Raw genomic sequence first — 15,367 nt, forward strand, 5'->3', positions numbered from 1 at the left:
TCCGACGCGTTCGGAGAGGCTAGACGGACTCCAGTCCGATTCCATTCCGCTCCGGCTTCGAATGAGCTCGACAGTCAGCGCGGAGGGCCAAGAATGACCTGTCCGAACTTGTCCGCTCCCTCAACCAAACGCGAGGGCGAAATTTCAAAGCCTTCCGGACGTGGCGTTGCCTTGTCGCGACCGGAGTAGCGGAACATCCCTTCAATTCCTGCCGGTGTGTTGATCATCAGTAGATCTGCTGTCTTTGACGTGATGCGGTAGGCGTGTGGAATGTTCTTGGGCAAGAACACAATCCCGCCTTCCGACAACTCCGTCTCCTGGTCGTCTACCCAGACCAACGCGGTTCCTTTGATCAACATGAACACTTCGTCTTCCCGCGTGTGTTTGTGGTACGGCGGGGCTTCGCCTTCGCTCACATCGAAGCGTCCAATCATCAACTGGCCAGCTGTGGCCTTGCCGTCGAGCAAGATTGCCAGTGTGCCGCCGTCGAGCCATTCCAGCTGTTGCTGCTGCTCCGGTTGCGCCAGGTACGCCATACTCATGAGTCATCCCTCTTCGTCATCGGCGGAGTCGCGCTTGCGTATCGGCACGGCAGTGGTGGAAACGCTTCCAGGCGTAGCCGTTGGATTCACTCGGTAGATGTTGCTAGCTGGGCGATGATCTTCTGAATCTTGGTTGCCGTATGTGCAGCCTTCACGTTGTACTGGGCGACGGCGATCTTGCCCTTCTCGTCGACCACGAAGGTAGAGCGGATGACGCCGGTGACCGTCTTGCCGTACATCTGCTTCTCGCCGTAGGCGCCATAGGCCGTCAGCACCTTGCGGTCGGGATCGGACAGCAGCGGGAACGTCAGCTTCTCGGCGTCACGGAACTTGGCGAGCTTCTCCGGCTTGTCGGGAGAGATGCCGATGACATCGAGGCCGGCTTCGTTGAGCTCGGCCAGGCTGTCCCGAAAGTCGCACGCCTGCTTGGTGCACCCCGGCGTCGACGCGGCCGGGTAGAAGTACACGACGACGCGACGTCCCTTGTAGTCGGCCAGCGATACCGTGTTGCCGTCGGCGTCGGACAGGTTGAAGGAGGGGGCCTTGTCGCCCGGTGCAAGCCGCGTCGTCTCGGTCAAGGTGGTCCCTTTCTGTTCACCGGGGCGTTGGGGTTACCGCCAGCTGATCTAGGGTAGTTCGGGCACGTGTAAGAGCCGGACAGTGGGCGACTTGGAGGACACAGTGGCGGACCGGGACCCCGAAGCCATCAAACAGGACATCGACGTCGCCCGTGACGAGCTCGCGGCCACCGTCGACTCACTTGCCGAGCGGGCCAACCCTCGTCGCCTCGCCGACGACCTCAAGGTCCGGGTGATCGGATTTGTGCAGAAGCCCGTGGTGCTGGCGTCGCTGGCCGGGGTGGGGGCCCTCGTCGTGGTGGTGGCGGTTCGTCGCGTCAGGAATCGGTGACGCGCCCGGCCTGGACGTACAGCGGAATGTCGGCCCGGGGCTGGTTGGGGGCCATGTCGGCTACTGCCAGCCCGGCGGGTCGTTCTCGGCCATGTAGGCCTCCCACGCGGCGCGCCGCATGATGCGTGTGTGCAAGTCCTGACAGATCGCGTGAGCCTCGGCAGCGGTGCCGGCACGGCCCAGATCATGGTGCACGAAGCCGTCATCGACCCGTTCGGCGCGGAAGCCGCCCGTCGAGACCGCGTGGACTCGATACTCGCTGCGGTCGTCGATGTTGGCGTGAAAGTGGCCCTCGTAGGGTTCGGCCCACTTCAGCTCAGTTTTCACAAGTCCCCTTTGGAAACCCCGTCGCAGCGATGGTAGGGCCCGCTGGGTTACGGGGAAAAGGATTTCTCAAAGATTGTTACCCATCGGGTCAACCCCAGTTGAAGTGGAGATGCCACCAAATATTGAAATATTCGGTGAGCTGGTGCGCCGTCAGGGTTTCGAACCCCGGACCCGCTGATTAAGAGTCAGCTGCTCTACCAACTGAGCTAACGGCGCTTGTGGTCGGCCGAGACCGCGTAGGCGACAATAACAGGCGTTCGGCCACACAGTGAAATCCCGACCCTTCTCAAGGATAGCCGCCCGGGTGGGAGCGCGTTCGCGCCGGGGCGCCGGCCAGGCTGGCGTAGGGGACCACCGGTCGGCGTGGATGATGCGCAACCGCGGCGCGATCGTCGACGGGCCGTGCAGCCCCGGCCGTCGGCCGTCGCGGGCCCGTTGCCGGGCATCATTGTTGTTTCTCCGAAACGATATGTCTCGCAACCTATTCGGAGCGTAACGGCTATCAGAAAAGCGTGCCGCAATAAGGGACCCGCTCGGTGCTGAAGGTGGCATCCAGCGTGCGCAGCGCGCCCGGCTGCAGTTCGGCGATGCGGTTTGCTCGGTGAAGTTCCGACGCTCGGTGCGCGCCCATGTAGATCGTTCCCAGATCACCGAGGCCCATTTGCACGTCCGCGGGCCCGTCGTGCGGCGTGCATTTCCCGACACCGTCGCGTGTCTGGAGCAGGAATCGTCCCCCGGCGACGCTGAGCGGGTCTGTGATTTCCAGTACGACGTCGGCGTCGGAAGAGTACGTGCGTGCGCCGAGCGCTTCGGGCACGTTCATGATCCGCATCCACAGGAAATCGCTCATATCTGTCGTTTTTGCGGCGAGCTGATCTTTGAGTTTGAGTGGAAGCGGGTCATCGACCGGGACCTCGATCACTATGTTGTCGAACGTCTTAGAACCCACCAGGGTGGCCAGCAATTCGGTATGCGCTTCGTTTGTGACGGGGCAGAAGTCTTGGACAATCACCGTGCCGAAAGGCCGCCGATATGCGTGGGGCGACGCGCCGACCACCCGGTAGGTCAGGAAGCCGTCCGGATGAATGATGAAATTGAGCGCCGATCCGTTGTCCCGCTGGGTGATTCTGTCTTCCAAAACGTCGCTCCACCACGCGTCGTCCCGACTCAGCGCACCCGGAGTGATGGCGCACCACCGGTCATAAAGCCGGGGCAGATGGCGTGCCGCCTGGGCAGCGTCGACCTCACGAGCGCGATTTATGGTCGGTTTAGCTCGCAGCTCGGTAAAACGCGGCTCGATGTCGTAGGTCCTCGCATAGCTCGTCACCCCGGCGCCCAAGATCTCGTAAACCGTTGGCTGGGTGGGAACACCGCAAAGAATGGGGTAGCCACGTTCTTGCAATATTCCGAAGCCGTGGATGCTGAGCTGCTGCCAGATTCCCTTTCCTTGATGCGTTGCCGCCACCGCAATCATGGATAGCCAGGCGGCTTCGAGACTGGCACCACCTGGCACGGTGAGCCGCAGTCTGTAGTAGAGGGAAGTTCCGACCAGGTACGGCTGTGCCGGGTCGGACATTTCCTCGGCGATCAGGATGTCTTGCAGGTTAACCCGTCGAGTCCAAGCTTCGACGTCGCGCGGGTCGACCGAAATCCCGTATGCGCGGGCCTGGTTCTCATAGACGGCTTGCCAGTCGCTTTCGGTGGGATGCTTAATTCTGATGGCGTCGTTCGTTGCGTTCATCGCTCATCCAATTCGGTACCGGCCCAGCCGAATCAGCGATTTGCACACCGAATCCACCGAAGCCTCTTTACTGGGGGTCCCGCATCTTCGGTACCCGAGTGCCGGATCGGGAAACGTCGCAACACTGTTGGGTGACGTTGCCCACAAGACGCCATCGTACGGGCGGGGATTCAACCGATCGCCGAGGCGACGGGAATCAGGGCGGCGACGTGGCTGTCTAATGTTTCAGACGCCTTGCGGCGTCTCCGACGCAACGGAGAAAATCCGTGCTGACGGGCGTCAAGAGGGCTTGCTTTGGGTATAGAGCTACGCCGAGGGCGCTGGATACGGAAAGGACCGCAATGCTGCGAGGAATCGCTCGACTTGCCATCGCGGCGCCGAGACGCATCATCGCGGTCACCGTCCTGGCCATGCTGGGGGCCGTGATCTTCGGGCTCCCGGTGGTCAACAGCCTTTCCGGCGGTGGATTTCAGGACCCCACCTCGGAGTCTTCGCGGGCGACCGAAGTACTTCGGGACAAGTTCAACCAAACCGATCAGCAGATGCTGATTGTGGTGACCGCGCCCGCCGGTGCCCACAGCGATCAGGCGCGCCGGGTCGGCACCGATATCGCGGAGCAGCTGAAACGATCACCGTGGGTGCTGAATGTGTCGTCGGCCTGGACCTCACCGCCCGCAGCGGCTGCCCAGCTGGTCAGCAAGGACAAGAAATCCGGAATGATCGTGGCCGGCCTGAAGGGCGGCGAAAACGACGCGCAGAAGTACGCCAGCACGTTGACCAACGACCTGGTGCACGACCGCGACGGTGTCACCGTGCGCGCCGGCGGCATGGCCGTCGCATATGCGCAGATCAATCAGCAGAACCAGCGTGACCTGCTGTTGATGGAGTCCATCGCGATTCCGCTGAGCTTCGCGGTACTGGTCTGGGTGCTCGGCGGAGTGGTGGCGGCGGCGCTGCCGATCGCCTTGGGCGCATTGGCCATTGTCGGCACCATGTCGGTGCTACGGCTGATCAGCTTTGCCACCGATGTATCGACGTACGCGCTGGACCTCAGTATCGCCATGGGCCTCGCGCTGGCGATCGATTACAACCTGCTGATCATCACCCGCTACCGGGAGGAGCTGGCACGCACCGAAGACCGGGATCGGGCGTTGTTCCGCACCATGGCCACCGCCGGCCGGACCGTGCTGTTTTCGGCTACCACCGTCGGGTTGTCGATGGCGGTGATGGCGCTGTTCCCGATGTACTTCCTGAAATCGTCGGCCTACACCATCGTGGCCACCGCCGTCATTGTCGCGGTTACGGCCGTCGTGGTGACACCGGCCGCGATCGTGCTGCTGGGGCCCCGATTGGACGCGCTGGACGCCCGTCGAGTGATGCATCGCATTCTGCACGGGCAGCGGTCGTTCCGCGATCACGCGCACCAGCCGCTCGAGGCGCAGTTCTGGTACCGGTCGACCCGGTTCGTGTTGCGCCACGCCATGTCCGTCGGTCTGAGCGTCGTGGTACTGCTGCTGTTGCTGGGGGCGCCCTTCCTTGGGGTGAAGTGGGGCTTCCCCGACGAGCGGGTGTTGCCCAGAGCGGCGTCGGCGCGCCAGGTGGCCGACATGCTGGACAACGATTTCTCCAACGGGTTAGGCACCGCGGTGTCCGTCGTCGTCCCCGCCGCCCACGGTGTGACCCCCGGCGACTTGCAGCGCTACGCGACCGAGCTGTCGCGGGTGCCCGACGTGTCCGCGGTCACCGCACCGACCGGGACGTTCGTAGCCGGAAAGCGGGTGGGGCCGCCCGCCGCGGCCACCGGAATGGCCAACGACAGCGCATTCCTCACCGTCGCCAGCACGGCACCGCTGTATTCGCAGGCCTCCAACACCCAGCTGGATCGACTCCATCAAGTCCGCGGGCCGGCGGGACGGTCGGTGGAGATGACCGGGCTGGCGCAGATCAATCGGGACAGCGTCGATGCGATCACCCAGCGACTGCCGATCGTGTTCGGGCTGATCGCGCTGATCACCTTCGCGCTGCTCTTCCTGCTCACCGGAAGCTCGGTCCTGCCGCTGCAGGCGCTGGTGTGTAACGTGTTGTCGCTTACCGCGGCATTCGGCGCGATGGTGTGGATCTTCCAGGACGGCCACCTGGGCGCCTTGGGCACCACGCCCAACGGGACTTTGAATGCCAACATTCCAGTATTGTTGTTCTGCATCGCTTTTGGGCTGGCCATGGATTATGAGGTCTTCCTGGTCTCGCGCATCCACGAGTACTGGCTGGCCTCACAAGCCGTCCGGGAGACGCCACCGACCGCGGACGAGGCGCGCGCCGCCACCGACGAGAGCACGGCCTTGGGAATCGCCGGCGTAGGCCGGGTGGTCACCACCGCTGCGGTGGTGATGTCGATTTCCTTCGCCGCACTGATTCCTGCGCATGTGTCGTTCATGCGAATGCTGGGCCTCGGCCTGACGCTCGGAGTGCTCGTCGACGCCACTTTGGTGCGAATGGTCCTGGTGCCGGCTTTCATACACCTGCTTGGCCGCTGGACGTGGTGGGCTCCCCGGCCATTGGTCTGGTTGCGGGAACGGTCCGCGACCGGTGAAGAGGGCGAGGTCGCGGTGGGGCGTGGTCGCTGGGCCCGCGACGCGCCCAACGGGGGACGGTCACTGACCAGAAGGTGGGCTAACAGGGCCGCGGCCGAACGCGGCTGAGATATCGACGTGCGTTGTGAGGCAACGACTTCCGAATAGAGCGGTGTCGACAACGCCGGACCGGACGGAGGGTCCTCATGGGTCGAACGGATATCGCCGCACTACTGGCGTTGAGTTCTGCGCTTTGCGTGGCGATGGGTGACGTCCTGCAACAGCGCGCTGCGCAATGCATCGCCGACAGATCGGTCGGCCCCGTCGAATTGTTCGCCAACCTGCTTCGCAATCTGCGGTGGTGGTGGGGCGCAGTGCTCCTCGTGGCAAGCATCGCGTTACAGGCCGCGGCGCTGGGTGGGGGCACGGTGCTGTTGGTGCAGGCGCTGCTGATGTCGTCGGTGCTGTTCGCGCTGCCCATCAACGCCAGGTTGTCGCACCGCGCCGTGACCGGCGGCGAATGGGTGTGGGCCGCTTTGCTTACCGCTGCGGTGATCGTGGTCGTGATCGTGGGCAACCCGCAGGCCGGTCATTCGGACGCACCGCTTCGAACCTGGGCCGCGGTGGCCATTGTCCTCGGACCGCTGTTGGTCGGGTGCGTGGTGGCCGGGCGGATCTGGGGTGGCGCGGCGGCCGCGGCGCTGTTCGCCTTCGCGTCGGGGTCGTTGTGGGGCGTCTTCGCGGTGCTCGCCAAAGAGGTCGTGGCTCGGCTCGGCGAAGGAGTGGGCGCGGTGGTCCGGACCCCGGAGCTCTACGCCTGCATTCTGGTGGCGCTGGGGGGTGTGGTGTGGAGCCAGTCGGCGTTTCGGGCAGGCCCGTTGACGGCGTCGATGCCGACCCTGCAGATGTCGCAGCCGGTGGTTGCTGCGGTGCTCGGTGTCGTCGTCCTCGGCGAGACGCTGAACACGGGCCGCGCCGGGATGATCGCTTTGGTGGCCGCAGCGGTGGTGATGACGGCAGCCATCGTCAAACTCGCACGCGTCGAGGCTGTCAGCATCCGCGACAACGTGCAGGCGCAGTTGCACCAAGAGGCCGGCCTCCCGGCGTAATCGGCCCGCGGCGGGGCGTCGGCCTCGCCTGAATGACGGATTCATTGCGGTGGCGACACCGAACGGCTGCCGCGCCTCGTGTGCGCGGGGAGTGTCGGCACATGCCATTAGAATGCCTGCAGCTACCTCGCTGGTCAGCGGTGACCACCTAGAGAATTAGATGGAAGGTCACTGGATGGCGCATTTGCGGAAACGACGATCGTGGCTGGTAGTCGCGATGGTTCCGATTGCTGTGTTCAGTGCCGGGTGTAATGGCAACCACGCGGCCGCGCCGGCGAAGGTCATCTTCGACAAGGGCACCCCGATGGCCGACCTGCTGGTCCCGAAGCTCACCGCCTCGGTGACCGACGGCGCCGTCGGTGTGACGGTGGATGCGCCGGTGACGGTGGCCGTTGCCGACGGCGTGCTCGCGTCGGTCACCATGGTCAACGAGAACGGCAGATCGATCAGTGGTCAGCCCAGTCCCGACGGGCTGCGGTGGTCGACCACCGAGCAGCTCGGCTACAACAGGCGCTACACGTTGAATGTGAAGGCGACCGGCCTGGGCGGCGCGACCAGCAAGCAGATGACTTTCGAGACCAGTTCGCCCGCCCACCTGACCATGCCCTACGTCAGTCCGGCCGACGGCGACGTGGTGGGCATCGGTGAACCGGTGGCGATCCGCTTCGACGAGAACATCGCAAACCGGGCGGCGGCCCAGAAGGCCATCAACATCACCACCAACCCACCGGTGGAGGGTGCGTTCTATTGGCTGAACAACCGCGAAGTGCGTTGGCGCCCAGAGCGTTTCTGGAAGTCCGGGACTGCCATCGACGTGGCGGTCAACACCTACGGGGTAGACCTGGGTGACGGGATGTTCGGCGAGGACAACGTCAAGACGCACTTCACCATCGGTGACGAGGTGATCTCCACGGCCGACGACACCACGAAGATGGTGACAGTGCGGGTGAACGGTGATGTCGTCAAGACCATGCCGACGTCGATGGGCAAGGACAGCGCCCCAACGGCCAACGGCGTCTACATCATTGGCGCCCGGTTCAAGCACATCATCATGGATTCCTCGACCTACGGCGTTCCGGTCAACTCGCCCAACGGATACCGCACCGAAGTCGACTGGGCCACGCAGATGTCCTACAGCGGGGTCTTTGTGCACTCCGCGCCGTGGTCGGTGGGCGCCCAAGGCCACACCAACACCAGCCACGGATGCCTCAACGTGAGCCCGAGCAACGCCGAGTGGTTCTACGACCACAGCAAGAGCGGCGACATCGTCGAGGTTGTGCATACCGTCGGGCCAACGCTGCCGGGCGTCGAGGGGCTGGGCGACTGGAACATCCCGTGGGCGCAGTGGAAAGCGGGCAACGCCGACACCTGAGGCACCGGTCAGTCGATCTTGTGCCAGTTCCCGCAACTTCGCGTCATGAACGCGGTATCGGTCGGCAAGATCCGGACTACCTGAGGGCCGTCGCCGACGTTGTTGTCGATGATGTCGTTGGTGTCGAAACTGCGCAGCCTCGCCCAATAGCACCCGGACTTGGCACCATCGGTGCGATAGGTGCCCGCCGCAATGTCTTTGTTGACGATGTAGGTGCCGTTGTTCTCGATAGAGGTCTTGGGCCCCGGCGGGGGTGGCGGGGCGACGGTCTTCGTCACCGTCTTGGTTTCAGCCGGCAGTGTCGACATGACGGTTGTCGTGGTGTGACTCGACCCACCACACCCCGCGAGAAACAACGCGACGCCCACGACGGCAGTTGTCGTCGGCCACCGGCACCGCCCGCTGTTTCCAGAACCCCGGAGACGAGGAATCCGGGATTGGCTGGGCGGGGCGGGACGTTGTCTGTTCACTACTTCCACTCACGGGTGCGCCGGCGTTGCGCGGAGTCGCTAACACCATAAAAGGTCAGGGAGCGATGATGCTCCCTGACCTGTGGGGTGAGTGACGGGACTCGAACCCGCGACATTCAGGATCACAACCTGACGCTCTACCAACTGAACTACACCCACCACGGCCGCAGGCCGACCTTCGCACGATGAGGGTCAACGAGCGGCGACGTCGATACTAGCCGGTTGGCGGCGCGCTGGCAGAATCGCTTGGCCCCGGTGCGTCTTTTCCACCGTCAAGGGCGGCGACCACCGCCTCGATTTCGCTGGTAGACGGGCCTGGCGGCGAGACGAATGCGGTCCGCCGGTAGAACTGCAGCTCGCGGATGGACTCGTGGATGTCGGCCAATGCCCGGTGGGCCAGCCCTTTTACCGGCTGACCGAAGTAAATCCGGGGGTACCAGCGCCGGCAGAGCTCTTTGATCGAGCTCACATCGATCATGCGGTAGTGCAAAAACGAGTCCAGGGCAGGCATGTCGCGCACGAGGAAGGCGCGGTCGGTGGCGATGGAGTTTCCGGCCAGCGGCGCCGTCTTGGGTTGCTTGACGTGTTCACCGATGTAGTCCAGAACCATCTCCTCGGCGGTCGCCAGGTCGACGGTCGATGCCCTCACCTCGTCGGTGAGCCCGGAGCGCGAGTGCATTTCGGTGACTACGTCACGCATGGCCGAGAGCGCGGCATCGTCGGCATGGATGACCACGTCGACCCCGTCGCCCAGAATGTTCAACTCGGCGTCGGTGACCAGCGCCGCGATCTCAATCAGCTTGTCCGAACCCAGATCAAGCCCGGTCATCTCGCAGTCGATCCACACCAATTCGTCTCGCACAGCGCTCAGACTAGGCGCAGGTGACGCCCACGCCGGCCCTCGCCCCCGTATCCACCGGAGAAGTAGGGTGAGCGTTGTCGAACTGCATGCCGAACCACCGGGGAAGAGGGGCGCAGCACGATGAGCACCGATTCAGCGGCCACGGCCGCGACGCAGATCGCCGACGGCTACGCCGTCGACGGCCAGGCACTGGAATTGGGCACGGTTGTCATCGACGGCGCCGCCGATCCTACGGCGCAGATCCGTATCCCCCTGGCCACCATCAACAGGCACGGCCTGGTGGCCGGGGCCACCGGAACCGGCAAGACCAAGACGCTGCAACTGATCGCCGAGCAGCTCAGCGCCGCGGGTGTACCCGTGCTGATGGCCGACGTGAAGGGCGACCTGTCCGGGCTGGCCCACCCCGGCGAGGGCAACGACAAGACCGCGGCGCGGGCCAAGGACACCGGAGACAACTGGCAGCCAACGGGGTTTCCGGTCGAGTTTTTGTCGCTGGGCACCAAGGGAATCGGCGTGCCGATACGCGCGACCGTCGACAGCTTCGGCCCCGTTCTGCTGTCAAAAGTACTGGGGCTCAATGCCACTCAAGAGTCGACGCTGGGGCTGATCTTCCACTGGGCTAAGGATCAACAGCGTCGGCTGGTCACCACTAACGACCTACGCAGCGCCATCGGGGACCTGACCAGCGATGCGGGCAAGGAAGACCTGAAATCCCTTGGCGGCGTGTCGGCGACGACGGCGGGCGTCATCCTGCGTGCGCTGGTGAACCTCGATGCCGAGGGCGGTGACACCTTCTTCGGCGAGCCCAAGCTCGACCCGAACGATCTGCTGCGCGCCAACGATCAGGGCCAGGGCATCATCTCGCTGCTGGAGTTCACCGGTCAGTCGGTGCGTCCCGTCATCTTCTCCACCTTCCTGATGTGGCTGCTCGCCGACCTGTACAGCCAACTGGACGAGGTTGGCGACGTTGACAAGCCGAAGCTGGTCTTCTTCTTCGACGAGGCGCACCTGTTGTTCGCCGATGCGTCCAAGGCCTTCCTCGAGCAGGTGGAGCAGACGGTCAAGCTGATCCGCTCGAAGGGCGTCGGGGTGTTCTTTTGCACGCAGTTGCCCACCGACCTGCCCAACGACGTGCTCTCCCAGCTGGGTGCGCGAATTCAGCACGCGTTGCGCGCATTCACGCCCGACGACCAGAAGGCGCTGAGCAAGACCGTGCGCACTTACCCGAAAACCGATGTCTACGACCTGGAATCGGCGTTGACGTCGCTGGGGATCGGCGAGGCCGTGGTGACGGTGCTGTCCGAGAAGGGTGCACCGACGCCGGTCGCGTGGACCCGCATGCGAGTGCCCCGCTCGCTGATGGCGTCGATCGGCAATGACGCGATCATGGCAGCGGCGAAAAGCAGTCCGCTTCAGGCCGATTACGGCCAGACCGTTTCCCAGCCGGCGCAGCCGCAGGCCGGCCATCCGCAACAAAGCCCACCCGCGCCCCAAACCCAGTCGGACTACCCGCCGGTCCCATCGAATGAACCGGTCCCGCCGATGCCAGAGCCGGCGGAACCGGCGGGGCCAAAGGGCCCGTCGATGTGGGAGGAAGTGCTGCAGAACCCGACGGTGAAAAGCGGCATCAACACCGCGATACGCGAAGCGGTGAAAGGGATATTCGGAACCGGGCGCGGCCGTCGGAAATAACGCCTACCCGCCGCCGAGCTTCTTGTAGAACGCGCCCACGATGGGCGCCACGATGGCGCGCGGACCGTACCCGCTGGCCACCGACATGGCTTTCGACGTCAGGCCCGGTACGACACGCATTTTGTTGCGCGCCAACGCATCCAGCGACACCCGGGCGGTGTGCTCGGTCGAGATCCACAGAAAGTCTGGCACCAGCCGCTCGACGATCGAGGCCTCGGTCTCGTCGGGCAGGTCGGTGCGCACCGGTCCCGGCGCCAGCAGGGTCACATTGACCCCGGATCCGCGCAGCTCGCCGCGCAGCGATTCGCTGAAGGTGTTCGCGAACGCCTTGGTGGCCGCGTAGGTGGCGTTGTAGGGGATCGGCGAGTTACCTGCCGCCGAACCGGAAATCAGGATGCCGCCGGCCTTCCGCTCGACCATGCCGGGCAGCACGGCCAACGCCAGGTCATGCACGCCAAGGACATTCAGCTGCAACTGAGCCTTCTCGCCGGCCGGATCGAGCGTGGCCACCGGACCGAAGGTCGCGGTGCCCGCGTTGGCGCACAGGATCGAGATGGGGCGGGCTGCCAGCTCGTCGCACAGCTTCGCACGTTCGCCCGGGTCGGCCAGGTCTGCGGGGCGCACGTCGACGGTGACGCCGTACTTGTCGGTCAGGCGAGCGGCCAGGTCCTTGAGCAGGTCTTCGCGGCGCGCGGTGACGATCAGGTGGTGTCCGCGTGCGGCAAGTTCGGTGGCGAGCGCCTCACCGATGTTCTGCGAGGCTCCGGTGACAACGGCGCGCGCCTCGGGGCTCGGGGCGGGTAACGGCATGCGCCAATCGTAGACAGCGGGCCAAAGGCACCCCGCAGGCGATCGCGAGCGCCTATAGAGTGCCGGGCATGAACCAGCCGGAGTCGCTTTCCGCCACGCCCGTGCGATCGCGCGTCGTGGCGTGGGCGCTCTGGGACTGCGGCTCGACCGGCCTGAACGCGATCGTGGCGACCTTCGTCTTCGCCGTCTATCTGACCAGCAGCGTCGGGGTGGGGATATCCGGCGCCACCACGCCGGCGAGCTGGTTGGGCCGCGCGGCGGCCATCGCCGGCCTGACCGTCGCCGTGCTCGCGCCGGCCGTGGGCGTGTGGGTGGAGTCCCCGCATCGCAGGCGGGTGGCCCTGAGTGTGCTGACCGCCGCAGCGGTGACGCTGACCTGCTTGATGTTCTTCATCCGCGACAGCCCCGGCTACCTGTGGGCGGGTCTGGTGCTCTTGGGGGCGACGGCGGCCTGCGGCGATCTGGCCAGCGTCCCCTACAATGCCATGCTGCGTCAGCTTTCGACGCCGCAAACGGCCGGGCGGATATCCGGATTCGGCTGGGCGGCGGGCTATGTCGGAAGCGTTCTGCTGCTGCTGGTGATCTACACCGGGTTCATCTCGGGATCGGGCGGGGGACCGAACGCGACGCGCGGTCTGCTGCGAGTTCCGTTGCGGGACGGGCTTTATGTCCGTGAGGCGATGGTGGTGGCCGCGATCTGGTTAGCGGTGTTGGCGTTGCCCTTGCTGTTCGTCGCGCACCGGCTGACCGAGTCGTCAGAGGTGTATCGGCCGACCAGCATGCTGGGCGGCTATCGCAAGTTGTGGACCGAGGTCAGCGCGGAATGGCGGCGCGACCGCAACCTGGTCTACTTCCTGTTCGCCAGCGCGCTCTTCCGGGACGGGCTGGCGGCGATCTTTGCGTTCGGTGCGGTGCTCGGCGTCAACGTGTACGGCATCTCGCAGGCCAACGTGCTGATCTTCGGTGTGGCGGCCAGTGTGGTTGCCGCGGTCGGTGCGGTGCTGGGCGGGTTCGTCGACCACCGGGTCGGGTCGAAACGCGTCATCGTGGCGTCACTGTTCGCGATCGTCGTCCTGGGTCTGACCTTGATGGTGCTGTCCGGGCCGGTGGCCTTCTGGGTGTGCGGGCTGCTGCTGTGCATGTTCATCGGCCCGTCGCAGTCGTCGTCGCGCGCCCTGCTGCTGCAGATGGCCAAGCACGGCAGGGAAGGGGTCGCGTTCGGCCTCTACACCATGACGGGGCGAGCGGTGGCGTTCGTGGCGCCGTGGCTGTTCTCGGTATTCGTCGACGTTTTCGGTGCCGTGCGGGCCGGCCTGGGCGGGATTTCTCTGGTGCTGATCGCCGGACTGCTGGCGATGCTGGCGGTCCGCGTTCCGTCGCGTGAGCCCGCGGTGGCCGAGCCCGCGGCCGAACCTTCGTAGCGGGCCCGAGGTAGGGGCTAGCCCCGGGCGTCGCAGATCGTCAGGCCGCCGCCGACGCGCTTGCTGAGCTGAATCCCGTCGACGGTGAGCGTGCAGGTGACGCTGTGGCCGATGTTGACGATCGTGACGTTGGCCGGGTGGTTAGCCGACTTCGACAGGCTGACCTCCTTGCTCCAGGGCAGCGCGACGTTGAATTCGGTCTGGATGAGGCCGCCGGTATCGATGTACATGATGCTGATCGCGCGGCCCTCACCCGAGACCGTGTAGACGACGTCTTGCATCGCCGCCGGACTGGTCGTCTCGGGTGGCAGAGCGGGGCCGCTGGTCGGCGGTATGGGGGCCGGGATAAGTGACGGTGACCTGTGCGGCGACGTCGTCGGGGTCTCCGTGCTCGGCTCCGGCATCGCCGGCAGCGGCGGGACGGCGGTCTGGGTTTTGATCGCGTCGTTCGCCAGTACCAGCGCAATCACCAACGCGACGACCAGCAGTACCGCCGCGCCCGCGCCGAGCCACAACCAGCGCGACGATTTCGGGCCCGCCGGTGGCGGGGGAGCCATGCCGGTCGGTAGGTCGCCCGACGGGGGAAGGGTTTGCTGCCAGTACGCCGGCAGCTCCTTGGTCGTATTCGTGTCGTTCGGGTTGGGTGCCCAGGGTGACGCCGCACCGCCATAGGTCGGCCCGTACGGCGTCTGGTCGGCGTACGCGGGATCGGCGGACGGCGAATACCTCGGCTGCTGCGGCCCCGGTTGCGATGTACTAAACCGCTCGGTGGGACGTGAATCGTTCATGTCCACCTCATGGCTTGCAGGGTACCTGGACTCGGTGTTAAAACCCTGAGTCAGCTTACGACGGGGAGCTCAGGGGCACCGATTTCCGGCCGCGAGCGCGGCCACGGTCATCGCCCGCATGACGGTGCGCGACCGCGCCGCGCGGACGGTCTTGCTGCGCGAAGCATCGGGGGACTTCATGCTGTGCGGGGTCGAATTCAACAGGCCGAACACGGCGTGCGCGGTCAGCCGGGCGTCGGCCTCGGCCAGCTCGGGGTTCAGCTCCCGCAGCACGCCCACCCAGACCTCGACATATTGACGCTGGGATTTGCGCACCTGCTTTTCGGCTGCCTCGGGCAAATACGCCAGGTCGCGGTCCTGGATGCGAATGAGGTCGGGCTCGTTGAAGACGAAGTCGAGATGGAAGTCGATCAGTCCGTCCAGCGCGGCGGCGGCATCGGCGCTGTCGGTCTGCACCCGCCGGGCACCGGCGAGCAACCGGGTGCTGATCCCCACCAGCAACTCCACCAGCAGCGACTCCTTGTTCGGGAAATGCCGGTAGATGGCCGGACCGCTGACTCCGGCTGCGGCGCCGATGTCTTCCAGCCGCACGGCGAGGAACCCGCGCTCGGCGAACAATCGCTCGGCGGCGGACAGCAGTTGTAAGCGGCGGTCAGATTTCAACTGGCTCCGGCGATTTGGAACGTCCGGGCCACCCGCCTGACCGTCGGAGGCGGACGTTGTCATGACGGACCTCCGTTGGGTGACTTGGCCC

Annotated in this window: 14 protein-coding genes, 2 tRNA genes and 1 pseudogene; 7 read left to right on the forward strand and 10 right to left on the reverse strand. The window is 65.2% G+C overall.

From position 1 onward, the window contains the following. Positions 1 to 74 precede the first annotated feature (74 nt). The gene (locus A5782_RS06170) at positions 75 to 542 is read right to left on the reverse strand and encodes a cupin domain-containing protein (protein WP_067096576.1); all 468 of its coding nucleotides are present in this window, start codon (positions 540 to 542) and stop codon (positions 75 to 77) included. Positions 543 to 628: 86 nt separating this feature from the next. Continuing rightward, positions 629 to 1,120: a thioredoxin-dependent thiol peroxidase gene (gene bcp, locus A5782_RS06175; RefSeq protein ID WP_067096578.1), complete on the reverse strand. Its 492-nt coding sequence runs from the start codon at positions 1,118 to 1,120 to the stop codon at positions 629 to 631. Between the two features lie 103 nt (positions 1,121 to 1,223). On the opposite strand from bcp, the gene A5782_RS06180 reads away from it, so the two are divergent. Beyond that, on the forward strand, positions 1,224 to 1,451 hold the full coding sequence (locus A5782_RS06180; RefSeq protein WP_067097007.1) for a DUF3618 domain-containing protein: 228 nt from the start codon (positions 1,224 to 1,226) through the stop codon (positions 1,449 to 1,451). 60 nt (positions 1,452 to 1,511) lie between these two features. Here the strand turns inward: A5782_RS06180 and A5782_RS06185 are convergent, their stop codons facing one another. From A5782_RS06185 to A5782_RS06195, 3 genes are all read right to left on the reverse strand, one after another. Next, a complete protein-coding gene (locus A5782_RS06185) occupies positions 1,512 to 1,778 on the reverse strand; it encodes a hypothetical protein (protein ID WP_067096579.1) in 267 nt (88 codons plus the stop codon). 140 nt (positions 1,779 to 1,918) lie between these two features. After that, a tRNA-Lys gene (locus A5782_RS06190) sits at positions 1,919 to 1,994 on the reverse strand. A 286-nt stretch (positions 1,995 to 2,280) separates the two neighbouring features. Next, the gene (locus A5782_RS06195; protein WP_067096581.1) at positions 2,281 to 3,519 is read right to left on the reverse strand and encodes a GNAT family N-acetyltransferase; all 1,239 of its coding nucleotides are present in this window, start codon (positions 3,517 to 3,519) and stop codon (positions 2,281 to 2,283) included. Between the two features lie 341 nt (positions 3,520 to 3,860). On the opposite strand from A5782_RS06195, the gene A5782_RS06200 reads away from it, so the two are divergent. From A5782_RS06200 to A5782_RS27200, 4 genes and pseudogenes are all read left to right on the forward strand, one after another. Beyond that, the gene (locus A5782_RS06200; protein WP_067096583.1) at positions 3,861 to 6,218 is read left to right on the forward strand and encodes an MMPL family transporter; all 2,358 of its coding nucleotides are present in this window, start codon (positions 3,861 to 3,863) and stop codon (positions 6,216 to 6,218) included. Between the two features lie 77 nt (positions 6,219 to 6,295). After that, positions 6,296 to 7,198, forward strand: a complete 903-nt coding sequence (locus A5782_RS06205; protein WP_067096585.1) for a DMT family transporter — start codon at positions 6,296 to 6,298, stop codon at positions 7,196 to 7,198. A 160-nt stretch (positions 7,199 to 7,358) separates the two neighbouring features. Then, positions 7,359 to 8,570, forward strand: coding sequence for an Ig-like domain-containing protein (locus A5782_RS06210; protein ID WP_156623819.1), 1,212 nt, complete (start codon positions 7,359 to 7,361; stop codon positions 8,568 to 8,570). A 107-nt stretch (positions 8,571 to 8,677) separates the two neighbouring features. Continuing rightward, positions 8,678 to 8,785: pseudogene (locus tag A5782_RS27200) on the forward strand (hypothetical protein); the annotation flags it as partial. A 338-nt stretch (positions 8,786 to 9,123) separates the two neighbouring features. Here the strand turns inward: A5782_RS27200 and A5782_RS06220 are convergent. Next, positions 9,124 to 9,199: transfer RNA gene (locus A5782_RS06220), tRNA-His, on the reverse strand. 55 nt (positions 9,200 to 9,254) lie between these two features. Further along, on the reverse strand, positions 9,255 to 9,902 hold the full coding sequence (gene orn / locus A5782_RS06225; RefSeq protein ID WP_067096587.1) for an oligoribonuclease: 648 nt from the start codon (positions 9,900 to 9,902) through the stop codon (positions 9,255 to 9,257). 120 nt (positions 9,903 to 10,022) lie between these two features. Between orn and A5782_RS06230 the strand changes: the two genes are divergently transcribed. After that, a complete protein-coding gene (locus A5782_RS06230) occupies positions 10,023 to 11,594 on the forward strand; it encodes a helicase HerA-like domain-containing protein (protein WP_067096589.1) in 1,572 nt (523 codons plus the stop codon). Between the two features lie 3 nt (positions 11,595 to 11,597). Here A5782_RS06230 and cmrA read toward each other — a convergent pair whose 3' ends face one another. Next, complete coding sequence (gene cmrA, locus A5782_RS06235) at positions 11,598 to 12,404, reverse strand: mycolate reductase (RefSeq protein ID WP_067096591.1); 807 nt, start codon at positions 12,402 to 12,404, stop codon at positions 11,598 to 11,600. 68 nt (positions 12,405 to 12,472) lie between these two features. Here cmrA and A5782_RS06240 point away from each other — a divergent pair, with 68 nt between their 5' ends. Continuing rightward, positions 12,473 to 13,825 (forward strand): MFS transporter, encoded by a 1,353-nt coding sequence (locus A5782_RS06240; protein WP_067096593.1) that lies wholly within the window; start codon positions 12,473 to 12,475, stop codon positions 13,823 to 13,825. A gap of 17 nt (positions 13,826 to 13,842) precedes the next feature. Here the strand turns inward: A5782_RS06240 and A5782_RS06245 are convergent, their stop codons facing one another. Together A5782_RS06245 and A5782_RS06250 are read right to left on the reverse strand one after the other, a co-directional pair. Further along, positions 13,843 to 14,619, reverse strand: coding sequence for an MmpS family transport accessory protein (locus A5782_RS06245; protein WP_082942795.1), 777 nt, complete (start codon positions 14,617 to 14,619; stop codon positions 13,843 to 13,845). A 63-nt stretch (positions 14,620 to 14,682) separates the two neighbouring features. Further along, positions 14,683 to 15,339 carry a TetR/AcrR family transcriptional regulator gene (locus A5782_RS06250; RefSeq protein WP_082942796.1) on the reverse strand — a complete coding sequence of 219 codons (657 nt, stop codon included), beginning with the start codon at positions 15,337 to 15,339 and terminating at the stop codon, positions 14,683 to 14,685. Positions 15,340 to 15,367: the final 28 nt, after the last annotated feature.

The sequence above is a fragment of the Mycobacterium sp. 852002-40037_SCH5390672 genome (assembly GCF_001665875.1).
Taxonomy (GTDB): Bacteria; Actinomycetota; Actinomycetes; order Mycobacteriales; family Mycobacteriaceae; genus Mycobacterium.

Excerpts from the sequence above, each read along its gene's own strand:
- A5782_RS06230 (WP_067096589.1), top strand. The coding sequence starts at position 10,023 with ATGAGCACCGATTCAGCGGCCACGGCCGCGACGCAGATCGCCGACGGC.
- A5782_RS06210 (WP_156623819.1), top strand. The coding sequence starts at position 7,359 with ATGGAAGGTCACTGGATGGCGCATTTGCGGAAACGACGATCGTGGCTG.
- A5782_RS06170 (WP_067096576.1), bottom strand. The coding sequence starts at position 542 with ATGAGTATGGCGTACCTGGCGCAACCGGAGCAGCAGCAACAGCTGGAA.
- A5782_RS06205 (WP_067096585.1), top strand. The coding sequence starts at position 6,296 with ATGGGTCGAACGGATATCGCCGCACTACTGGCGTTGAGTTCTGCGCTT.
- cmrA (WP_067096591.1), bottom strand. The coding sequence starts at position 12,404 with ATGCCGTTACCCGCCCCGAGCCCCGAGGCGCGCGCCGTTGTCACCGGA.
- A5782_RS06195 (WP_067096581.1), bottom strand. The coding sequence starts at position 3,519 with ATGAACGCAACGAACGACGCCATCAGAATTAAGCATCCCACCGAAAGC.
- A5782_RS06240 (WP_067096593.1), top strand. The coding sequence starts at position 12,473 with ATGAACCAGCCGGAGTCGCTTTCCGCCACGCCCGTGCGATCGCGCGTC.
- A5782_RS06200 (WP_067096583.1), top strand. The coding sequence starts at position 3,861 with ATGCTGCGAGGAATCGCTCGACTTGCCATCGCGGCGCCGAGACGCATC.
- A5782_RS06250 (WP_082942796.1), bottom strand. The coding sequence starts at position 15,339 with ATGACAACGTCCGCCTCCGACGGTCAGGCGGGTGGCCCGGACGTTCCA.